Genomic DNA, 18,512 nt, shown 5'->3' on the forward strand with positions numbered 1-18,512 from the left:
TCGGGATCTACCATGCAGTCATGGGGTCTCTCGGTGAACGATTCGAAGATCAGCGCAGTCGGCTGCTGTCGGTGGCATACCGGATCACCGGCAGCATCAACGATGCCGAAGACGCCGTTCAGGAGTCCTGGTTGCGCCTCGACGCAGCCGACAGCGACTCGATCGACGACCTCGGCGCCTGGCTGACCACCGTCGTCGGCCGAATCTGCCTCGACCGCCTCAAATCAGCGGCCGTCAAGCGCGAAAGCTATGTGGGGCAATGGCTTCCGGAACCGATCGTGACGCCGATAGCCCCCGCACCCGAATACGCCGATCCGCTGCAGGCTGTCATCGCGGCCGAGGACAGTCGCTACGCCGCCATGGTCCTATTCGAAACCCTGACTCCGGCCATGCGTGTTGCCTTTGTCCTCCACGACGGCTTCGGTGTCCCGTTCGCCGATGTCGCCGACATCCTCGGCACCTCGACTGCATCTGCACGACAACTTGCCTCCCGGGCCCGCCGGACCGTCGCCGACGTCCCGGCCCCCGCCGGCGACACCGCGCAGGCTGAAGCGGTCGGACGGCTCGTCGCGGCGATGGCGTCCGGCGACATGGACGCGGTCCTGGCCGCGCTGGATCCGGACGCGATGATCGTCGGCGACGCCAACCGCACCGCTCCCACGGCGGTCAAACCGATTCGCGGTGCGGTCGGTGTTGCCCGATTCCTGTTCGGGCTCCTGCGGCGCTACGGGCCGGACATGCTCAGCCTGCAGATTCCGGTCCGGGTCAACGGTGAACTCGGAACCTATTCCGCCGGCTGGGACGAGGAGGGAGATCGTCGGGCCTCACCACCGCGGGTCCTCAGTTTTGTCGTCCGCGACGGCCGGGTGGCGGCCGTCTACGACATCGCCGATCCCGCCAAGCTGACCGCCATCGACGTCGCTCAGCTCGGTCCGGTGTCCGACGCCGCATCAGCGGCCCAGGGCACCCGGCACGAATCGGTCGAGAATCCCTGATCGGTCAGGCCCAGCGCCGCGTTCATCCGTGATCGCTGGTTCTCCAGCGAGATCTGGTAAGTCAGTTCAATGAGTCCGTCGATCCCGAATCGGTCGCGAAGGTCGTCGACCTGTTCATCGGTGACCGTTATCGGCGTGGCGGTCATCGCGTCCGCATAGGCGATCGCGGCCCGCTCGTCGTCGCTGTAAAGAGGTGACGTCGCGTAGTCGGCGATGTGCTCCAGCCGGTCGATGTCGAGGTCGTCGTGCTTTTGCAGCATCGTGCCGAAATCGATGCACCACGAGCATCCGACCACCCAGGCCGTCCGGTACACCGCGATCTCACGGATGTTCGGCGGCAAGACCTTCGATGCGCGTTCCACCACACTCTCGTGCAGCGCCGATGCCATGAACAAACCCCGATGGTGAGCCAGGACAGCAAAAGGTTCGGGCACCGACCCGAACCTGCGCTCGGCGTATCGATACGCACCCTTGACGAGCAAGCCGGCGTCTTGAGGGGCCACTGCTGGTATCCGTGCCATGTCTGTTCCTCCCAATCTTCGGCGCGATGTGCGCCTCTGACAGGTAGACGAGACAGCCCGGCGAAACGTGACAGGGGCCGATCTCAGACCGGCAGGTCCACCGAGTCCGGCGCCCACAGCCGCTCGTAGTGATACGGGTCGAAGGTTCCATTGCGTTCGCGAAAGGACCTGCCGGTTCCGGGCCAGAGCAGGGTCAAGCGGCGACTGGTCGGATCGAGGTACCAGCTGCTGCACCCGCTGAGCCACACCGTCGACGCGCTGCGCTCGTCGATCTCACGCGTGTACGCCTGCTCCGCGGCCGCCGTCACCTCGACGGCCCGGGTTCCGCTGTCGTTCAGGTGATCCAGGGCACCCAGCACGTAGTCGATCTGGGTCTCGATCATGTAGATCGCCGAATTGTGTCCCAGTGCCGCGTTCGGCCCGTCGAGCACAAACATGTTGGGGTAGCCGCTGATTGCGGTGGAGGCGTACGACACCATCCCGGCCCGCCAGTGCTCCGACAACCGTTCCCCGTCGACTCCGACGATCCGCGTGGCGAACTCCGGGCGCGCAGCCGAGAACCCCGTCGCCATCACCACGGTGTCGAGCTCAAACGATTTCCCGCTGGCCGCAACCGCGCGTGATCCGTCGAACTGCGCCAGCGCGGATGGTTCCAGCGTGACGTTCGGCCGGGTCATCGTCGGAAAGAAGTCGTCGCTCAACAGGATTCGCTTGCAACCGATCTCGTAATGCGGCGTGAGATCGGCTCGCAGACCCGGATCGGCAACCTGGGAATGGAGATGACCCAGCGCCCGGTCACGAATCTGGTCGATGTCGGGGTGCAGACCACGACGCTGCCCAAATGCCTTGTCCGCCTCCGTGAACAGCTCTTCACGAAGGCGATCGGCGTTCTCCTTCACGCGTAGTTCTTCGCGTTCGACCGGACTGTACTGCCGGTTGCCGCGTGGAACCACGTACGGCGCGCTGCGGGAGAAGACCACCAACTCCTCGGCCCGCTGCGCCAGTTGCGGAACCAGCTGGATCGCCGAGGCACCGGTGCCGACCACACCGACGCGAGCACCATCGATCGGTGCGGTGTCATCCCAGCGCGCAGTGTGAAAAACGCTGCCCGGGTACGCGCTCCGGCCCGGAATCGGGGGTACCAGTGGGTCGGCGAGGCGCCCCACCGCGACCACCAGAACTCGTGCCCGGAGTTCACCGGCGCTCGTCGAGACCGCCCAGCACAATTCGTCGGGCAACCACCGGGTCTGCGTCACGTCAACACCGAGGTGCAGATGCGGCATCAGCCCTTCATCAACGGCCGCCTGCTCGAGATAGCTGTGGATCTGATCGCCGGCGGCGAACAGCGACTCCCAGTCGCCCGGCGGCCGGAAAGAGAACGAGTACACGTGTGCGGGTACGTCGCAGGCCACCCCCGGATACTTGTTGTCGCGCCAGGTGCCACCGACCGCGTTCTCCCGTTCAAGGATCACGAAGCTCTCGTTGCCTCGCCGGGCAGTGCGGATCGCCATCCCGATGCCGGCGAACCCCGCCCCGACGATCGCGACATCAACGTAGTCGGGAAGATGCGGCCGCGTCATGCAAAGACCCGGCGCAGGACGTCGCAGCGTTCGGCCGGGGCCGAACCGTACGGGGTGGTGCGTTGGCGGACGGTCCGCCCCAAGTCGGCGGCCAGGCGCTCCACATCGGCCGGAACCAGCTGCCGGCCACTTTCCGGCCCGGCACCTGGCATCAGTGTCCCGTCGATGAGAACGCCTCCCACATCGTCGGCGCCACCGCGCAGGACCGCTGTCAGCGCGTCGGCATCGAGTTTCGTCCACGCGGCCTGGAGGTGATCGAAAGATTCCCGCAGCATCAGCCGCGCGACCGCGTGCACCGCCCGGGTCTCGCGCGCGGACGGACCGTGGGTTGCCACCTCCCGCAGATGTGGCGGCGCGAGTTCCGGGAGCATCGGCATCAGGATGAGTTCGGTGAACCCGCCCGTGCGTGCCTGGATGGCGCCCAGCAGCCGCAGATGCGCGACCTGATGGTCGGGCCGCTCGAGGTGGCCGTAGAGCATCGTTGCGGTCGACTTGAGGCCGACGTCGTGGGCGGTGGTGATCGTCTCCACCCAGGTGGCCACCGACAGCGCCTCGCCGTTCGGCGCGAGCGCTGCGCGAACGGTGTCGTCGAGGACCTGCGCGGCCGTACCGGGCACAGTGCCCACCCCGGCCGCCCGTGCCGCCAACAGGAACTCTCGGACGGTGATGTCGAGGCGCTGCGCGGCGTCGATTACCTCGGGCACCCGGTAGGCGTGCACATGCATCTCCGGCGCGACCGCCCTGATGCGTTCGACCACGGTCAGGTAGTCACTGGCCGGCCGCGACGGCGGGACCGGACCTTGCAGGCAGATCTCGGTGGCACCCAGCGTCCACGCCTCGGCCACGAGATCCTCGAGCCGCGGTGTCCCGATCAGGTCGAGCACGGTACCGGTGTCGAAGTTCCGATTGGCGACGAATGTAAGTTCGTCGCCCACTGCGTTTCGACGGGCGACATCGGCCAGATCGCACAGTTCGTCCAGCTCATCGCCCTGCGCCTGCAGCAGCAGTATCCAGTCGGCATCGGCGAGCGGTGCCGAACCATCAGCGATTCGGCGCAGCGCAGGACGCACCGTGGACCCGGGGAGCCGAGTGTCTTCGGCCCAGGACCTTCGCAACGTCATCCTTCGACTCTAGAACCGGGTCGGCACATGCATTCGTTGCAGGTGCACCTGGGCGGCCTGCCGCGCGGGCTCCGGGCGGTTCCACCGACCTCAGATCGCACTCAAACCCGTCGCCACCAGGCGGCGGCGCTCCCGAAAACCGAGGCGGTCGTACAGGTCGATCGCCGACGTGTTCGTGATCGCCGCATGCAGGAAAGCCTCTTCCCCGCGAGCTTCGATCTGACCGACCAGTGTGTGGATGAGCCGGACCGCCAGCCCACGTCCGCGATGGCTGTGTGCCGTGCAGATCGCACTGATCTCGGTCCAGCCCGGGACGTGCATCCGCTCCCCTGCCATCGCCACCAGTTCGCCTCGGTCCCGAATACCCACGTAGGTGCCGAGCTCGATGGTGCGGATCTCGAATGGTCCGGGCTTGGTCGCCGAGGTCAGGGCCAGCACCTCGGGAACATCGGCGTCGCCCAGGTCCACGGCGTCCGGATCACCGACACCGCTGACGTGCTGCGCCACCATCTGAACCAGATCAAGTGTGTTGACCGCCGGCCAATATTCGGGGACCGTGTACCGCTCGGCACTGAACAGGATCGCCGGCGCCGACACCGCCAGCGACGCCGCCGATGCCCAGTCGTCATCAGTGGGGTCCGGGGGAATCGACATGAACTTCGATACGTCCGGCTCAAATCGCCGAACCCGCCCTCGTACCCGAGCGAACCCGGCATGAAAACCGTTGAGCGAAGCACCAATCGGGTCATCGAGGACATGCTCGTCGGGTAGGCGCGCAGGTGCTGCCGTCATATTTGTCGCTCCGCCTCCACCATCAAGTTCCTTGTCAGTCGAGTACATCTGAAACTCCGCCGAACTCGCAACAGAATTGCTCGGTCGAAAGATCGTCGAGTTTCGGCTATGCGACGCCTAGGGTAGAAATCCAACGAACATCAACGTGACGGGGTTGGCCGGATAATTTGTCGAACAGCATGATCGCTGCGATGTGGCACCGGACGCGCCGCCTGATCTCGAGCCAGCCTATGTCGAAGGTCGATGTCATGGCCGGGGTTCCGGGCGCCATCGGCAGCGTTCCCGACGGAATGGCAGCGGGTGTTCTCGCCGGCGTGGGTCCGGTGCAGGGCCTGTATGCCAGCGTGGCCGGGCGTGTCTTCGGCGGATTCAGCACCAGCAGCCGGTTGATGGTGGTGACCACGACGAGCGCGTCGGCCCTTGCAGCGGGGTCAGCACTGGCGGATATGCCGGCGCAGGATCGGTCTGCGGCGCTGGTGGTACTCACGTTGATCGCCGGCGTGATGATGGTCGTGGCCGGGATATTGAGGTTGGGCCGATACACCCGGTTCGTCTCCCATTCTGTGATGACGGGATTTCTGGTAGGCGTATCGGCGAATATCATCTGCGGTCAGCTGCCCGCGTTGACCGGCATGGACGTCGACGCCGGGCGCGCGGTGGAAAAGGCGTTCGACGTCGTCACCAATCCCGGCGACATCGACATTCCGTCGCTGATCGTGGGCGTCATGGCGCTGGTCCTCATGGTCGTTCTCGGAGGCACCAGGCTGAAACTGTTCGCCGCGGTGACAGCGTTGACGCTGCCGTGGTTGCTGGCCTGGGTCTGCAGCTGGAACTCGGTACCCACCGTGTCCGATGAAGGAGCGATCCCCTCGGGCCTACCCGTCCCCGGGCTACCGGATTTCACCGTCCTTACGCCCAATCTCGTCGCCGGCGCTCTGGCCGTCATGGTGATCGTGCTCGTGCAGGGTGCCGGGGTTGCCGAAACCACACCCAATCCCGACGGCTCACGTGCCGGGGCCAACCAGGACTTCGCGGCGCAGGGTTTGGGCAATATCGGAGCCGGACTGCTCAATGGCATGCCGGTCGGGGCCTCGGTCGGGCAGACCGCCCTCAATCAAACCGTCGGGGCGCGAACACGGTGGGCCGCAATCTTCTCCGGCTTGTGGTTGCTGGTGATCCTGGTGGCGTTGTCCGGTCTGGTGGGTAAGGTCCTGATGCCGACCCTCGCTGCGGTGTTGATCGTCTCGGCTGCCGGAGCTGTCAACTTCACTCGCGTCCATGCCATCTGGAGCAGCGGATTCATCTCGCGTACAGCGCTATTGGTGACATTCGTGGCAACGCTGTTTTTCCCGGTGACCATCGCGGTCGCCGTCGGCGTAGCCCTGTCGTTGTTGTTGCAACTCAATCAAGAAGCGATGGATCTGAGAGTGATCGGACTCGCTGTCGATGGCGAGCATCTCGTCGAAACGAAAGCTCCCGATCATCTGCGCGACCACGGTGTCGTGATTCTCGACATCTACGGCAGCTTGTTCTACGCGGGTGCCCGAACCCTGCAAGCCAAGTTGCCCGACCCCGCCACAGCCCGCTCCCCCGTCGTGGTTTTGCGCTTACGTGGCCGGACCTCCGTCAGTGCCACCTTCTTCGCGGTCATCGCCGACTACGCCGACCGCCTCGAGCAGGTCGGCGGTCGCCTCTACCTGAGCGGCGTCGACCCACACGTTCGCGACCAATGGACCGACAAGCTGCTGGCCCATCAGGGCATCAAACTGGAGTTCTTCCCGGCCACCGCGGTACTCGGTGAATCAACCTTGGCCGCCTACGCCGAGGCTCGTGTCTGGCTTCACTCACACGACGAAGACTGACTGTCGGACCCCTCCGATAGCGTGCAATTTGCGGTCAAAAGCCGTCAAATCAGATCCGCTATCGGGCCACGGGTGTGTACCCCGGCCGGCAAGAGTCAGGAGCAACCATGCCCGAACCTCTCGACTTCGACAGGTCGATGGACGATGCCTGGGCACAGTTCCGGCTACACCTCGCCGATAGCCTGGCAGCCCTGGAATACGGTGCCCGCCATGTCATCGAAAGGCCCGATTCGCCCTTCGATGAAGACGCGCAGACCCTCACCTTCACCGTGACCCGCGGCGGCCGGGTGCGTTGTGGGCTGGTCAACAGTCAGTGGGCAGCAGCGCTGCTCGGGCGCGGTTGGCGTGAACTCACCTCTGGTGAACTCACCCTGTCCGTCGGCCGACGTCACGTCGACAAGATGGCCGCCGACGTCACCGCCGTGATCCGTGAGCACTGGCAGGTCGTGCATCCCGCGTTCTTCGCCCGGCCCGCCCTCGACGATTCCCCCGGGACGTCACTCGCGACGGTGTCGGTACGTCCCAGCGGTCCGGGCCATCTACAGGCGCTGGTCGAGGGCGTTCTCGCCCAGGTGACCTGCGACCCCATCACCAAAGACCACGACGGCGACATCACCTTCACACTCGGTGGCCTCACTTCATGGCTGCGCGTGCGGCCCAACGAGTCGTACGTCGACCTGTTCACGATGCTCGCACGCGACGTCGACACCAACCCCCATGTGACAGCTGTTTTCGATCTCCACGACCCGCAGTGGCCAGCGGTCGATTTCGGCGTCTCCCACAACCACGCAATCGCCCAGATCAGCTTTGACGCAACAGTTTTCATAGCCGCTGCCTTCGAACAAGCGCTGCATGCCTGGTTCAAGTTCATGCGTGTCGGCGCCGGCGCAATCGCTCGTGAAATTGTCTGTGCCGGCGCCACCGGCGATGTGATCGAACCGGAATCCACACCTCCCGACGACACCAGAGGTCTACCGCCCGCGCTGATGGTGCTGTTGCATCTCGATCCCGACGGCGCCGGCCTCCTCGCCCCCCACGAGGTGGCCGAGATCTGCGACCACGACCGCGACGCGATCCTGCACTACCTGCAAATCAGCACCGATGAGGCGATCGGATGGCGTCGCGCCGCAGACGTCGCCGCCGATCGTGGCGACCAGAACGAGGCCCGCGCGTGCCTCCACGAGGCCGACGGTTGGATGCAGACCAAGGAAACCCTGCGCGCCGGACTACGCGCGGTGGTGCTTCCCGACGATCAGGCTCCGCGTCACACCGGGCGGACGTCCTCCGACGGCGATGCCGCGAGCACCTTGCGGTAGCGGCGGGGCTGAGTGCCATAGTCGTCGATCGCGTAGTGCCAGGTCGCGAGGTTATTCCAGAGAACGAAATCTCCTGCATTCCAACCGAATCGAATGGTGTAGTTCGGCGACGACGCGTGTTCCAGCAGATAGGAAAGCACCGCCCGGCCCTCGGAGTCGGACAATCCTTCCAACCGCAGAGCGCCGGTACTGATGAACAGACCCTTCCGACCGTTCTTGTCCACGCGGACCACCGGGTGCGAAACAGTCGTCTTCACGTCCCCGCGTTCCGCACCTTGGGCGTAATGCACTGCGTTGGAGTCATATACGGCACTCACACCTTCGAGTAGTGCCTTGAAGGGATCGGACAGGTCGTCGTAGGCGGCCTGGAGATCCGCCCACAACGTATGGCCACCGAGGTCCGAGACTTCCTCGAAGACGAGTGATTCGATCGAGAACGGTGGAGTCCGCCACACTCCCCCGACGTGCCAGGAGCTGGCCTTGCCGGTACTCCGGACGTCGTACGGATACACCAGGGGATGCTCATCGTGCCGGATCGCGGTGGGGTGATCGAATGGTTCGTCGAAGATGCGCATGGCTTCGTCCTGTTGCGCCGGAGTCAGATTCGCGCCCCGGAACACGAGAACCTTGTGTTCGTCGAACTCACGCCGGAGTGCTGCACGAGTGCTGTCGTCGATCGGCGCGGTGAGGTCGATGTCAGAGACTTCGGCACCGAACAATGGTCCGGCTCGACGGATTCGGTAAGAAAGTGTGGCTGTCATGATTCGACGCTAAGCCGACTGTGCCGTGCGATCGAGATTTAGGATCAGCCTGGATGTACGGGGGCGAGATCCAACGCTTCCAGAAAGCCTGCCAGGTCGTCGAAATGAACGACATGTCCGGCGTCACGCACGGAGCGCACCTCGAATCCGGCGGCACGCAATTCGGTGGCACGTGCCGCGGGGATCAGATAACTGGGATCGGCGAGCACCACGAGGGATCGAACAACCGGCGCAGTCACACTCGCCGGCGTGAACGAACTCAGACCATCGAGGATTCGCTCGTCCCACTGCCCGAGTGCAACGAGTTTGCGAGCCTTGCTCCCCTCACTCCATTTCGGGTATGCAGCATCGATATCCGCTGTGGTCCAGTTCTTCTGAGCACGGAACGCCTCCACGACCGCCGGATCGGCGGTGATGGTCCAGGCGGGGTCCTCGTATACGGCCAGGCCGGGACGCAACGCCGGCGCGGCGTGCGCCAAGACCAGACCACCGAGTGAATGCCCGATCGCAAGAGCCGGTTCTCCCGGCACTGCGCCCACGACAGCGTCGACCAGTGCCTCCACCGAGTATTCGTCGAGATGCTCACTGGCCCCGTGTCCCGGCAGATCAACGGCATGCACGTTGAAGCCACGACTGGCGAGCTCAGGCCCGACCTCCCACCACGACTCCGACGAGTTGCCGAGACCATGGATGAGAACCGCGTGTCGATCCCCGTTCCCCCACCGTCGGACATTCACCCGAACCATCTCGCACCTCCGCCGTAGACCACACGTGCACCAGACACTACGGCTGCCTACAACCGGCGGAAAGGGTTTTGCTCAGCGTGATTTTGCGGAATTCGCCCGTATTTTCAGCCCGTGCATACTGTGGCAAATGCGGCGAATTCGTCCGCGCGCCACACACACCCACGAAGGGACGAGATGAGCCCGTTGACCATTGCGATCGTCGGCGCCGGCCCACGCGGAACCGGCGTTCTCGAGCGGCTGCTGGCACGTGCCACCGACCCTGACGTTCACATCCACGTCATCGATCCGTTCCCTCCCGGAGCCGGTCGTATCTGGCGCGAAAGCCAACCTTCGTTGCTGTGGATGAACTCCGTCGCGGACGACGTGACGATGTTCACCGACGACACAACCGCGGTCGAAGGCCCCGTACGCCCTGGCCCCACTTTGGCCGAATGGGTGCAGGCGAACGCAGAAGAACTCGGCAGGGATCCCGAACTACGCGACGAGCTACGGGAGTTCACCCCGGGGTCTTTTGCCTCCCGCACTCTGCAGAGTCGTTATCTGAGTTGGTTTTTCGAGCAGGCGACCGCGGACGACTCGGCGCGGGTCACGTACCACCAGGGCACCGTCGTCGACATCACCGGCCAAGGCCCGCAGGAGATCTCGCTCGACGATGGCTCGGTCATCGGCGCGGACATCGTCGTGCTGGCGCAAGGTCACCCGGACTCACTCCCTTCGGAACGCGAGCGCGCACTCCACGACTTTGCGGCCGGCAACGGGTTGACGTACGTCGGCCCCGGATACACCGCCGACCTGGACCCCGACGTCGTACCCGCAGACGAACCGATCCTCGTCGCGGGCCTGGGTCTGGCATTCATCGACTGGATGGTGCTGCTCGCCGAGAGTCGTGGCGGCACGTTCGCCCGCAACACCGAAGGCGCCCTTATCTATTCGCCATCGGGCCGCGAACCGCTCATGTACGCCGGATCGCGCCGGGGCGTGCCCTACCACGCGAAAATCTCATACGACATCGCTGCGGCCCGCCCGCCGCTACCCAAGTACTTCACTGCCGACGCCTTCACCGGCAACGGCCCGCTGAGCTTCCGGGACGACATCTGGCCGGTCGCGTCGAAGGAAATCGCGTGGGCGCACTATCACCGACTTTTCGCGGCCCATCCTGACCGCACCAGCGGGACGTGGGCCGATTTCGAGTCTCAGTTCGACGCGCTCGAGTGGGGGTCTGCGACACTCGACCAGCTCGTCGGCACCTTCGTTCCCGGCGAGGAGGATCGCATCGACCTCGATCGGCTGGACCGACCGCTGACCGGTGAGACGTTCACGGGGCTCGATGAGGTGACGCAGCGCCTGAACGCGTACATCGAGGACGATCTGCACCGACGTTCGAATCCGTACTTCAGCTACGACGCAGCGGTGTTCTCGGCACTCCTGTCGGTCTACATGACCGTCGGGGAGTTGCTGCGCCGCGGCAGAATCCCGGCCCAGTCGATTGCGACGGACATCGAAGGGTGGCTGCATTCGTTCTTCAGCTTCTACGCCAGCGGTCCCCCTCCGCTGCGCCTGGAGCAGTTGCTCGCGCTTTCCCGCGCGGGCGTGGTTCGGTTCCTGGGACCCGAGGTGTCGTTCACCGCTGATGCCGCAACCGGCACATTCCGGGCGAGCAGTACCGCTCACCCGGACACCGTTCATGCCGACACGCTCATCGATGCCCGGCTTCCCGTCGCCTCGATCTCGGCAAGCGGCGACGCCCTGCTGCGCACGTTGTTCGCCCGCGGCGAGATCACTGAAGTGCGAGCGACTGCCGACAGCGCGGCAAAGATCGCCGTCGACGGCCGATCACGGATCCTGGACGCCGAGGGTGTCGTTCACCCGCTTCGATACGCGATCGGTCCCTGGGTCGCCGGCCACACCTGGTCGAGCGCATTCCCCCGGCCCCGAACCAACGCAGGCTTCTTCCGTCACAACGATTCACTCGCGTCCGAACTGCTCAGCGCAGAGGTGGCCGCAGAAATCGAACAGTCGAGCGTGGCGGTGGCCCGGTAAGGGCTCAGTGGTTCGGTTGTCGCCAGCTGTCGAAGGTGAAGGTCCTGCTCGACGGTCCACCCGGGTCGTCGGGACGACGGTTCCCGCGACTCGCGACGCGGTGTGCGATCCGCCAGCCGGCGGGTGTTTCCACGAACGTGTCCTGGTAGTCACCGCTTCCGGCGGTACCGTCCGTCCGCACGATGAAGAACTTGCTCCAGCCCCGCACCGACCCGTCGGGCAGCGCTGTCAACACGGTGTTCGACGTGTGGTGGGGATGGTAGGGCTGTATGTTCTCGACCATCTGACGAATGGCCGCGGTACCGGTCTGTGCCCACTCACCGACACCGAACACAACGTCGTCGGTGAACACCGTATGCGCGTGATCCCAGTCGCGATTGTCTATCACCTGCGCATATCGAGCCAGCACGTCGAGAATGTCGGCGGCGACCTGCGCATCGACACGTAACTCGGTGGCCGCGGTCATGCCGTGCCGGCCCACGTCGCGAACGAAACCGGTTCCGCGGCAATATCGGGACGGTTTCGGACACTGATGGACCGCTGTGTGATCCGTGGCCCAGCGGCAGAAAGCACGATCTCGTCCAGGTAGTCACCCGTCAGTGAGGTCGCATCGAACTCGATGATGACGAATCGACTCCATGCGCGAGCACTCGTTCCCTCGTCAGAAATCGTGGTGATCGTGTTCAACGTGTGGTGCGACCGCTTGGGGTCGAAGGATTCGAGATACCCGCGAATACCGTCCAGTCCGACGACAGCAGTGCTGGCCTCGGTCAGGTGCGCGTCATCGGTGAATACCGACGGCAACTCTTCCCACGCCTGATTGTCAACGACGTGCGCGTACCGGGACAGCAGTTCCGTCACTGCCCATCGGTCGAGCCCGGTCACCTGTTCGCCGCTCATGGAATCAGCACAAACTTGCCGCGCGGGTGCTCCGACTGCAACTCCGCATGAGCCTGCGCCGCATCACTGAGCGGAAACGTCTTTGCGATGGTGACGGTGAACTCGCCTGCAGCCGCCTGTGCGATGAGGGACAACGCTGCATTCGAACGCCGTTCCACGCTCTGCGGGTTGGCGCCACCGACCGAAGGGAACCCCTCCGTCGCAGCACGCCCGAATGCCGCAATCGTCACCAAACGCGAAGTATCCGACAACAATTCGAGTGACACGTCGATCGCCTCGTCGGTGCCGACAGCGTCGATCGCCGCATCGATTCCATCGGGTGCCACCTCACGAATGCGCTCGATCAGTCCCGGACCGTATTCGACAGGTTCGGCGCCGTATTCGCGCAGCGCGTCGTGATTGATCGCTCTGGCTGTCCCGATCACCCGTGCACCGCGGGCCCTGGCCAGCTGCACGACGATCGAACCCACTCCCCCGGCGGCGCCGTGCACCAGAAGTGTGTCGCCGGCGGCGATGCCTACGGTCTCAAGGGTGTCGAATGCCGTGCCGGCAACGCCGAGGAGGCCGGCAGCGCTCTCCCAGTCGAGTTCAGCCGGCTTCGGCAACACAGCCTCTGCGGGTACGAGCACCTTCTCCGCGTATACCCCACCGACACCTTTCACGATGACCTCGTCGCCCACCGAGACCGGGCCGCCGCGACCCTGCGCCGCACCACCCACCGCGACCACGACTCCGCTGGCCTCGTTGCCCAAATGTAAGGGGAGAGTGGAAACGTCGCTCCCGAACGCACCGCTGTAGAGCTTGTAGTCGATGGGATTGACGCCAATCGCCTTGACCTCGACGAGCACCTGTCCCGCCGCAGGTTCAGCGAGTTGCTCATCAACAATGGCGATGACTTCGGGCCCGCCGAAAGCTGTTGCTACTGCTACACGTGTCATACCGCACCTCAACTCTCAAATGCATTCGATTGTTCCCGGGGCCGAGTTTCTTGCCGTCGTCTCAGGTCGGCCACCGCGCACAGCAAGGAGGCCAGCAGCATCACGAGACTCACACCGAGGCCGGCAGCAATCGCCGGCCCGAAATCACCCGTGCTCGCCAGTATTCCAAGGTACAGACCCGAAACAGCCGCCAAGGATATCGTTGCCGAAAGCCGTTGCGACAGCTGAAGGAATGCAGCAGCCACGCCACTGGCCCCGGCGGGCGCGTACTCGAGCGTCAATGCACGGTTCGGCGCGTCGACCAGCCCGCTCGCGATTCCGGATACCACCGCCAGCAGGACGAACACCGGGATGATGTGCTCGCGTGGCACCACGTTGACGGCGGCGATGTACCCCGCGACGACGACGACTTCGGTGGCGACAGCGCACACCACAGCGCCACGTCCGAATCTCGACACAAGACGCCAGCCGAAGGCCGACGTCACGGCCATCGTCACCGCGCTGCCCGACATCACCAGTGCCGCCTGCAAAGCCGAATAGCCGAGCCCTTCGATGAGGTACAGGCTCAGGACCGCGTTCAGCGCCAAGACGGCACCGAACCAGAACAGTGCCACCGTCGTTCCGAGTGTGTAACCTCGCGCCGCAATCAACGCAGGCAACAAGACCGGAGTACCACCGCGCGCGGCGAATCTGCGTTCCCAGAACCAGAATCCGATCAGCGCGGCCACCGATACCGCGACGGACAGGACGGAGAACACAGCCCCGAACGACGACACCAACGGCAGCAACAAGGCGAGCGTCGCAACGGCGAGGGCGATCAACCCCACGGTATCGATACTCGCGCCCACACTCGACGTGCGATCGGGCTGCAAGTAGATCACCGCCATCACCAGTGTGGCGATGGCAAACGGGACATTGAGCATCAGGAGCAATCGCCAACCCAGGTCCTCGTCGGCCATCCCGAGCAGCACACCACCGATGATCGGCCCGATCAGTCCCGCCAGGCCCCCTGCGGTGCTGTAGGCACCCAGCGCTTTCGCGCGCTGCCGACCGGTGAACCGGTCGGTGATGATCCCCAAGACCTGGGAACTCACGATCCCGGCGCCGGCACCCTGACCCAGGCGAGCGGCCACGACCATCCACGGACCCGACGCCAGCGCGCCGACGATGCCCGTTGCCGTGAACAGTGACAGGCCGACGAGGAACAGTCTCCGTCGGCCGATCACATCGCCGAGCCTGCCTGCCGGAACCAGTGCCAGCCCGAACATCAATGAATAACTGGCCAGAATCCACTGCACCTCGGCGGTTCCGGCATGGAGCGATGTACGAATTGCCGGAATGCCGATACCGAGAACCGCAGAATCGAGCAGGGTGGTGAATCCCGCTGCAGCGCAGACGAATACCTCTGCGCGTGATCCGGCGGAGGTCTGTGGGTCAACCCGCAGCGTTGATATCGATATCACCCGATTTCATGCCAGGCTCTTCTCGAACGGATGCACGCCGACCTCATCGGAGGGAAGTGTCGTGTCGTACAGCGGGGTGTAGCCGGCAGCGAGATACAACGCCACCGCCTCGGGCTGGTTCCATCCGGTCGTGAGAAAGATTCGGCGATAGCCACGGTCGATCGCGATCTTTTCGAGTTCTGCCACGATCGTCTTGCCGTAACCGCGGCCACGGAACGCCGACGACGTCCAGATTCGCTTGAGTTCGGCAGTGGTGGCGTCGTACTGACGGAACGCACCACCGGCGACCGGGACGCCGTCGGCCAACGCGACGATCAGCACACCGCCCGGCGGCGCAAACTCTTCTGCAGGATATGCCCGTAGCGCGCTGTACTGCTCCCCCGGGCTGCGTCCGTAGCGAGAGCTGTACTCGAGCGCCAACTCCTCGATGAGCGGGGCTGCCAGTGGATCGTCCTGATAGACGGTGGCGATCTGCAACTGGGCGGAATCGACAGTGTCCGTGGTCGTTCCGGAGGCGCCACTGCCTAGTGCACTCATTCGTATTTCCCTCCATCGGTCCGGGGGCCTGCCCATTTCACGGGCGAAAATAGTGGTCGCCGGCGCAACGTGCCCGCCGACGACCACTACTTTCAACGAACTAATTCTTATGCGTCGGTACGGGGAAGTCCGGCCGGGTTGACCTCCGAAGTGGTGACGGCCTCGGTCTGCAGACCCCAGCGGTCGATGACCTTCTGGTAGCTACCGTCCTCGATCGCGTGGTTGATTGCCTCGTTGACGGCTTCGATGAGACCGTTGTCCTTCTTCGTCAGGACCCCGATCTCACCCTGCAGTGCATCACCTGCACCGGAGAACGTGCCGACAATCTCTGTTTCGCCCGACGTTGCAGCGTGGTACACCGACGACGGGTTGGGGCCGAAGTATCCGTCGATGCGACCCGAACCGAGTGCCAGGTAGTAGTCGGCGGCGTTCTGGTAGTACACGATCTCTGCCGGCGCGAGGCCTTCTGCGACATTCTGTTCGTTCCAGTCGACCAGCAACTGCTCCTGATTGGTTCCCGAACCGACGCCGATCTTCTTGCCTGCAACGTCCTTTCGGCCGTCGACCTTCCAGCCACTGTCCTTCTTCGCCTCGAAGGCGAGGTTGTCGAGGCGGTATGTGGCGAAGTCGTACTTGTCCTTGCGCTCCTCGGTCACCGTGACGTTGGAGATGAACACGTCGTTCTCGCCGGAGTCGATCTTGACGAAGTTCTGTGACCAGTCAGCGACCTTCAGGTCGACCTTGAGACCGAGAATGTCCGCGACCAGGTACGAGAAGTCGACCTCGGATCCGACGATCGTCTTGTCGTCCGAAGCGTAGAACCGCAGTGGCGGTGCGGTACCACCGGCTCCGGTGACGATGAGCGTGCCGCGGTCGCGGATCGCCTGGGGCACCTTCGCGGCGATGTCGTCGACCTTGTCGACACGAACTCGGGTGGACTGCTCCGGTGACAGGTCGAAGCTCTGTCCGTCGGAGGTGACGACCTCGTTCTCGGCCTCAGGGTCACTGCACGCAGTGGCTGTCAGTGCGAGCGCGACCAACGCGGACGCGACAAACGCGAGTCGCCGGCTTGTTTTGGGCATGTTTGTTCCTTGCTTGTTGAAATTGAGATGGATCAGAGGACGTGTGCGAGAAACGCTTTGGTGCGTTCTTCCCTCGGGGAATCGATGATCTCCGACGGGGTTCCCTGTTCGACGATGACGCCGCCGTCCATGAACACCACCGTGTCGGCGATCTCGCGTGCGAAACCCACTTCGTGGGTCACGATGACAAGCGTTGCACCGTCACGTGCGAGCCCTCGAATGACCTCGAGGACTTCGCCGACAAGTTCAGGATCGAGCGCAGATGTCGGCTCGTCGAACAGAATTACTTTGGGCCGCAGTGCAAGTGCCCGGGCGATGGCAACGCGCTGCTGCTGCCCACCTGAGAGCCTGCGCGGGTAGTCGTGCGCCTTGTCTGCGACGCCGACGCGTTCGAGCAATGCCCGTACCTCAGGCTCGACGTCCGACCGCTTGCGCCGCTGCGCTGAAATCGGTGCCTCGATGACATTCTCCAGCACGGTCAGATGCGGAAACAGGTTGAAGTTCTGGAACACAAAGCCGATCCGCGAGCGCTGTTGCAGAATTTCCTTGTTGCTCAGCTCGTGCAGCTTGTTGCCCTTACGCTTGTACCCCACCAGGTCACCGTCGACACGGACGATGCCGTGGTCGACCTTTTCCAGATGGTTGAGGACGCGCAGGAGCGTCGACTTTCCTGATCCTGAAGGCCCGATGATCGCGGTGACCTCACCCGGACGCACGACCAGGTCGATGCCCTTCAGGACCTCGAGAGGACCATAGGACTTGCGAACTCCCCTGACCTCGACCGCATACTGCGACTTCTCCACCGGCTCGGTCATCGGGTCGCCCCGCGCGGCGCGAAGTTGATGTCCGAGAATCTCTTTCGGACCTTCTGGATCGGAGTCAACGGAATGTTGCGCACCGCACCCTTGGCATAATGCCGCTCCACGTAGAACTGCACAATCGACAGGATCGACGTGAAGACGATGTACCAGACAGTGGCGACCATGAGCAGCGGCACGACGCGTCCGCTGCGCCCGTAAATGACCTGCACCTGGTAGAAGAGCTCAGCGATCGCCATGACCGACACGATCGAGGTGCCCTTGAACAAGCTGATGACCTCGTTCGCGGCGTTCGGGAGGATGCCGCGCATCGCCTGCGGCAGGATGATCTTGAAGAACTCGCGGCGCTTCGGAATACCAAGCGCTGCAGCGGCTTCGAGTTGTCCCTGGTCCACCGAGATGATGCCGGCCCGGATGATCTCCGCCGAATACGCTGCCTGATGCAACGCCAGACCGATGATGGCGGCAGTCGAACCACTGATCGCATTGTTGACGTTGAACTCGAAGAAGCCCGGCCCGAAGGGAACTCCTACCGAAAGAGTCTGATAGAGGTACGCGATGTTGAACCAGAACAGCAACTGGACGATCAGCGGAATGGACCGGAATGCCCAGATGTAGAACCAGGCAATCACCTGCAGCACTGGATTATTCGACAGTCTCGCCGCAGCCAGCGCGATGCCGATCGCGAATCCCAGCAGGGATCCCCAGAAGGTCAGCTGGATGGTCAGCCACAGTGCATGCATCACGGACGGCGCAGTGAAGTACTGCGCGAACGTACTCCAATCCCAGCCCGGGTTGGTCGCGAATCCGTGCAAGAACTGGGCGACGACGACCAGCACGGCAATCGCGATGATCCAACGCCACGGATGCCACGTACGTGCGATGACGAGGTCGACGTCATCCACCTCGACCGAGGCGTCGGGAGTGGGGCGGGTAACTATCTGGGTCACCGTAACCACCGGTGTGTGCGGGCAGCGAGCATCGCTGAAGAAGCCTTCCAATAGGGCAGAGAAAATGTGTGTGGATGTGGTGTGTCAGAC

Annotated in this window: 18 protein-coding genes; 4 read left to right on the forward strand and 14 right to left on the reverse strand. The window is 64.0% G+C overall.

Annotation, left to right across the window (positions count from 1 at the left end; all coding sequences use genetic code 11):
• The first annotated feature begins 20 nt into the window (after nucleotides 1–20).
• Nucleotides 21–995: an RNA polymerase sigma factor SigJ gene (gene sigJ / locus H290_RS0119960; RefSeq protein ID WP_020108603.1), complete on the forward strand. Its 975-nt coding sequence runs from the start codon at nucleotides 21–23 to the stop codon at nucleotides 993–995.
• On the opposite strand, the gene H290_RS0119965 is transcribed toward sigJ, so the two are convergent.
• From H290_RS0119965 to H290_RS29310, 4 genes are all read right to left on the reverse strand, one after another.
• Complete coding sequence (locus tag H290_RS0119965; protein WP_020108604.1) at nucleotides 923–1,516, reverse strand: carboxymuconolactone decarboxylase family protein; 594 nt, start codon at nucleotides 1,514–1,516, stop codon at nucleotides 923–925. The two genes, sigJ and H290_RS0119965, sit on opposite strands and share 73 nt — an antisense overlap.
• 83 nt (nucleotides 1,517–1,599) lie before the next feature.
• The gene (locus H290_RS0119970) at nucleotides 1,600–3,096 is read right to left on the reverse strand and encodes an NAD(P)/FAD-dependent oxidoreductase (protein WP_020108605.1); all 1,497 of its coding nucleotides are present in this window, start codon (nucleotides 3,094–3,096) and stop codon (nucleotides 1,600–1,602) included.
• Nucleotides 3,093–4,217, reverse strand: coding sequence for an FO synthase (locus H290_RS0119975; RefSeq protein ID WP_028463428.1), 1,125 nt, complete (start codon nucleotides 4,215–4,217; stop codon nucleotides 3,093–3,095). The genes H290_RS0119970 and H290_RS0119975 overlap by 4 nt, the downstream gene beginning before the upstream one ends.
• A gap of 90 nt (nucleotides 4,218–4,307) precedes the next feature.
• Nucleotides 4,308–5,009, reverse strand: coding sequence for a GNAT family N-acetyltransferase (locus tag H290_RS29310; protein ID WP_020108607.1), 702 nt, complete (start codon nucleotides 5,007–5,009; stop codon nucleotides 4,308–4,310).
• 248 nt (nucleotides 5,010–5,257) lie between these two features.
• Between H290_RS29310 and H290_RS0119985 the strand changes: the two genes are divergently transcribed.
• Together H290_RS0119985 and H290_RS0119990 are read left to right on the forward strand one after the other, a co-directional pair.
• Entirely contained in the window at nucleotides 5,258–6,871 is a 1,614-nt protein-coding gene (locus H290_RS0119985) for a SulP family inorganic anion transporter (protein WP_231373775.1), read from the forward strand.
• A gap of 107 nt (nucleotides 6,872–6,978) precedes the next feature.
• Complete coding sequence (locus H290_RS0119990; RefSeq protein ID WP_020108609.1) at nucleotides 6,979–8,187, forward strand: hypothetical protein; 1,209 nt, start codon at nucleotides 6,979–6,981, stop codon at nucleotides 8,185–8,187.
• On the opposite strand, the gene H290_RS0119995 is transcribed toward H290_RS0119990, so the two are convergent.
• Nucleotides 8,136–8,948 (reverse strand): TauD/TfdA family dioxygenase, encoded by an 813-nt coding sequence (locus tag H290_RS0119995; protein ID WP_028463430.1) that lies wholly within the window; start codon nucleotides 8,946–8,948, stop codon nucleotides 8,136–8,138. The genes H290_RS0119990 and H290_RS0119995 overlap by 52 nt on opposite strands.
• Before the next feature lie 44 nt (nucleotides 8,949–8,992).
• Nucleotides 8,993–9,694 (reverse strand): alpha/beta fold hydrolase, encoded by a 702-nt coding sequence (locus H290_RS0120000; protein WP_020108611.1) that lies wholly within the window; start codon nucleotides 9,692–9,694, stop codon nucleotides 8,993–8,995.
• A gap of 174 nt (nucleotides 9,695–9,868) precedes the next feature.
• Here H290_RS0120000 and H290_RS0120005 point away from each other — a divergent pair, with 174 nt between their 5' ends.
• Nucleotides 9,869–11,734 (forward strand): FAD/NAD(P)-binding domain-containing protein, encoded by a 1,866-nt coding sequence (locus H290_RS0120005; protein ID WP_020108612.1) that lies wholly within the window; start codon nucleotides 9,869–9,871, stop codon nucleotides 11,732–11,734.
• 4 nt (nucleotides 11,735–11,738) lie between these two features.
• Here H290_RS0120005 and H290_RS0120010 read toward each other — a convergent pair whose 3' ends face one another.
• The 8 genes from H290_RS0120010 to H290_RS0120045 form a co-directional block, all read right to left on the reverse strand.
• Entirely contained in the window at nucleotides 11,739–12,200 is a 462-nt protein-coding gene (locus H290_RS0120010) for a nuclear transport factor 2 family protein (RefSeq protein ID WP_028463431.1), read from the reverse strand.
• Nucleotides 12,197–12,634, reverse strand: a complete 438-nt coding sequence (locus H290_RS29315) for a nuclear transport factor 2 family protein (RefSeq protein WP_020108614.1) — start codon at nucleotides 12,632–12,634, stop codon at nucleotides 12,197–12,199. The genes H290_RS0120010 and H290_RS29315 overlap by 4 nt, the downstream gene beginning before the upstream one ends.
• Nucleotides 12,631–13,572, reverse strand: coding sequence for an NADP-dependent oxidoreductase (locus tag H290_RS0120020; protein ID WP_020108615.1), 942 nt, complete (start codon nucleotides 13,570–13,572; stop codon nucleotides 12,631–12,633). The genes H290_RS29315 and H290_RS0120020 overlap by 4 nt, the downstream gene beginning before the upstream one ends.
• 8 nt (nucleotides 13,573–13,580) lie before the next feature.
• Nucleotides 13,581–15,035 carry an MFS transporter gene (locus H290_RS0120025; protein WP_020108616.1) on the reverse strand — a complete coding sequence of 485 codons (1,455 nt, stop codon included), beginning with the start codon at nucleotides 15,033–15,035 and terminating at the stop codon, nucleotides 13,581–13,583.
• Between the two features lie 6 nt (nucleotides 15,036–15,041).
• Nucleotides 15,042–15,572 carry a GNAT family N-acetyltransferase gene (locus tag H290_RS0120030; RefSeq protein ID WP_020108617.1) on the reverse strand — a complete coding sequence of 177 codons (531 nt, stop codon included), beginning with the start codon at nucleotides 15,570–15,572 and terminating at the stop codon, nucleotides 15,042–15,044.
• A gap of 107 nt (nucleotides 15,573–15,679) precedes the next feature.
• Nucleotides 15,680–16,654, reverse strand: a complete 975-nt coding sequence (locus tag H290_RS0120035) for an ABC transporter substrate-binding protein (RefSeq protein ID WP_020108618.1) — start codon at nucleotides 16,652–16,654, stop codon at nucleotides 15,680–15,682.
• Between the two features lie 32 nt (nucleotides 16,655–16,686).
• A complete protein-coding gene (locus H290_RS0120040) occupies nucleotides 16,687–17,469 on the reverse strand; it encodes an amino acid ABC transporter ATP-binding protein (RefSeq protein WP_020108619.1) in 783 nt (260 codons plus the stop codon).
• Nucleotides 17,466–18,431, reverse strand: coding sequence for an amino acid ABC transporter permease (locus H290_RS0120045; RefSeq protein WP_081631659.1), 966 nt, complete (start codon nucleotides 18,429–18,431; stop codon nucleotides 17,466–17,468). Before H290_RS0120045 ends, H290_RS0120040 begins: the two co-directional genes overlap by 4 nt.
• Nucleotides 18,432–18,512 lie beyond the last annotated feature (81 nt).

The sequence above is a fragment of the Nocardia sp. 348MFTsu5.1 genome, assembly GCF_000383535.1.
In the GTDB taxonomy this organism is placed as follows: domain Bacteria; phylum Actinomycetota; class Actinomycetes; order Mycobacteriales; family Mycobacteriaceae; genus Williamsia; species Williamsia faeni.

What these genes read in the sequence shown, in the direction of transcription:
- H290_RS0120040 (WP_020108619.1), bottom strand. Translation starts at nt 17,469, where the DNA reads ATGACCGAGCCGGTGGAGAAGTCGCAGTATGCGGTCGAGGTCAGGGGA.
- H290_RS0120010 (WP_028463431.1), bottom strand. Translation starts at nt 12,200, where the DNA reads ATGACCGCGGCCACCGAGTTACGTGTCGATGCGCAGGTCGCCGCCGAC.
- H290_RS0120000 (WP_020108611.1), bottom strand. Translation starts at nt 9,694, where the DNA reads ATGGTTCGGGTGAATGTCCGACGGTGGGGGAACGGGGATCGACACGCG.
- H290_RS0119965 (WP_020108604.1), bottom strand. Translation starts at nt 1,516, where the DNA reads ATGGCACGGATACCAGCAGTGGCCCCTCAAGACGCCGGCTTGCTCGTC.
- H290_RS0119995 (WP_028463430.1), bottom strand. Translation starts at nt 8,948, where the DNA reads ATGACAGCCACACTTTCTTACCGAATCCGTCGAGCCGGACCATTGTTC.
- H290_RS0120030 (WP_020108617.1), bottom strand. Translation starts at nt 15,572, where the DNA reads ATGAGTGCACTAGGCAGTGGCGCCTCCGGAACGACCACGGACACTGTC.
- H290_RS0119990 (WP_020108609.1), top strand. Translation starts at nt 6,979, where the DNA reads ATGCCCGAACCTCTCGACTTCGACAGGTCGATGGACGATGCCTGGGCA.
- H290_RS29310 (WP_020108607.1), bottom strand. Translation starts at nt 5,009, where the DNA reads ATGACGGCAGCACCTGCGCGCCTACCCGACGAGCATGTCCTCGATGAC.
- H290_RS0120035 (WP_020108618.1), bottom strand. Translation starts at nt 16,654, where the DNA reads ATGCCCAAAACAAGCCGGCGACTCGCGTTTGTCGCGTCCGCGTTGGTC.
- sigJ (WP_020108603.1), top strand. Translation starts at nt 21, where the DNA reads ATGGGGTCTCTCGGTGAACGATTCGAAGATCAGCGCAGTCGGCTGCTG.
- H290_RS0120020 (WP_020108615.1), bottom strand. Translation starts at nt 13,572, where the DNA reads ATGACACGTGTAGCAGTAGCAACAGCTTTCGGCGGGCCCGAAGTCATC.
- H290_RS0120005 (WP_020108612.1), top strand. Translation starts at nt 9,869, where the DNA reads ATGAGCCCGTTGACCATTGCGATCGTCGGCGCCGGCCCACGCGGAACC.
- H290_RS29315 (WP_020108614.1), bottom strand. Translation starts at nt 12,634, where the DNA reads ATGAGCGGCGAACAGGTGACCGGGCTCGACCGATGGGCAGTGACGGAA.
- H290_RS0119970 (WP_020108605.1), bottom strand. Translation starts at nt 3,096, where the DNA reads ATGACGCGGCCGCATCTTCCCGACTACGTTGATGTCGCGATCGTCGGG.
- H290_RS0119985 (WP_231373775.1), top strand. Translation starts at nt 5,258, where the DNA reads ATGGCCGGGGTTCCGGGCGCCATCGGCAGCGTTCCCGACGGAATGGCA.
- H290_RS0119975 (WP_028463428.1), bottom strand. Translation starts at nt 4,217, where the DNA reads ATGACGTTGCGAAGGTCCTGGGCCGAAGACACTCGGCTCCCCGGGTCC.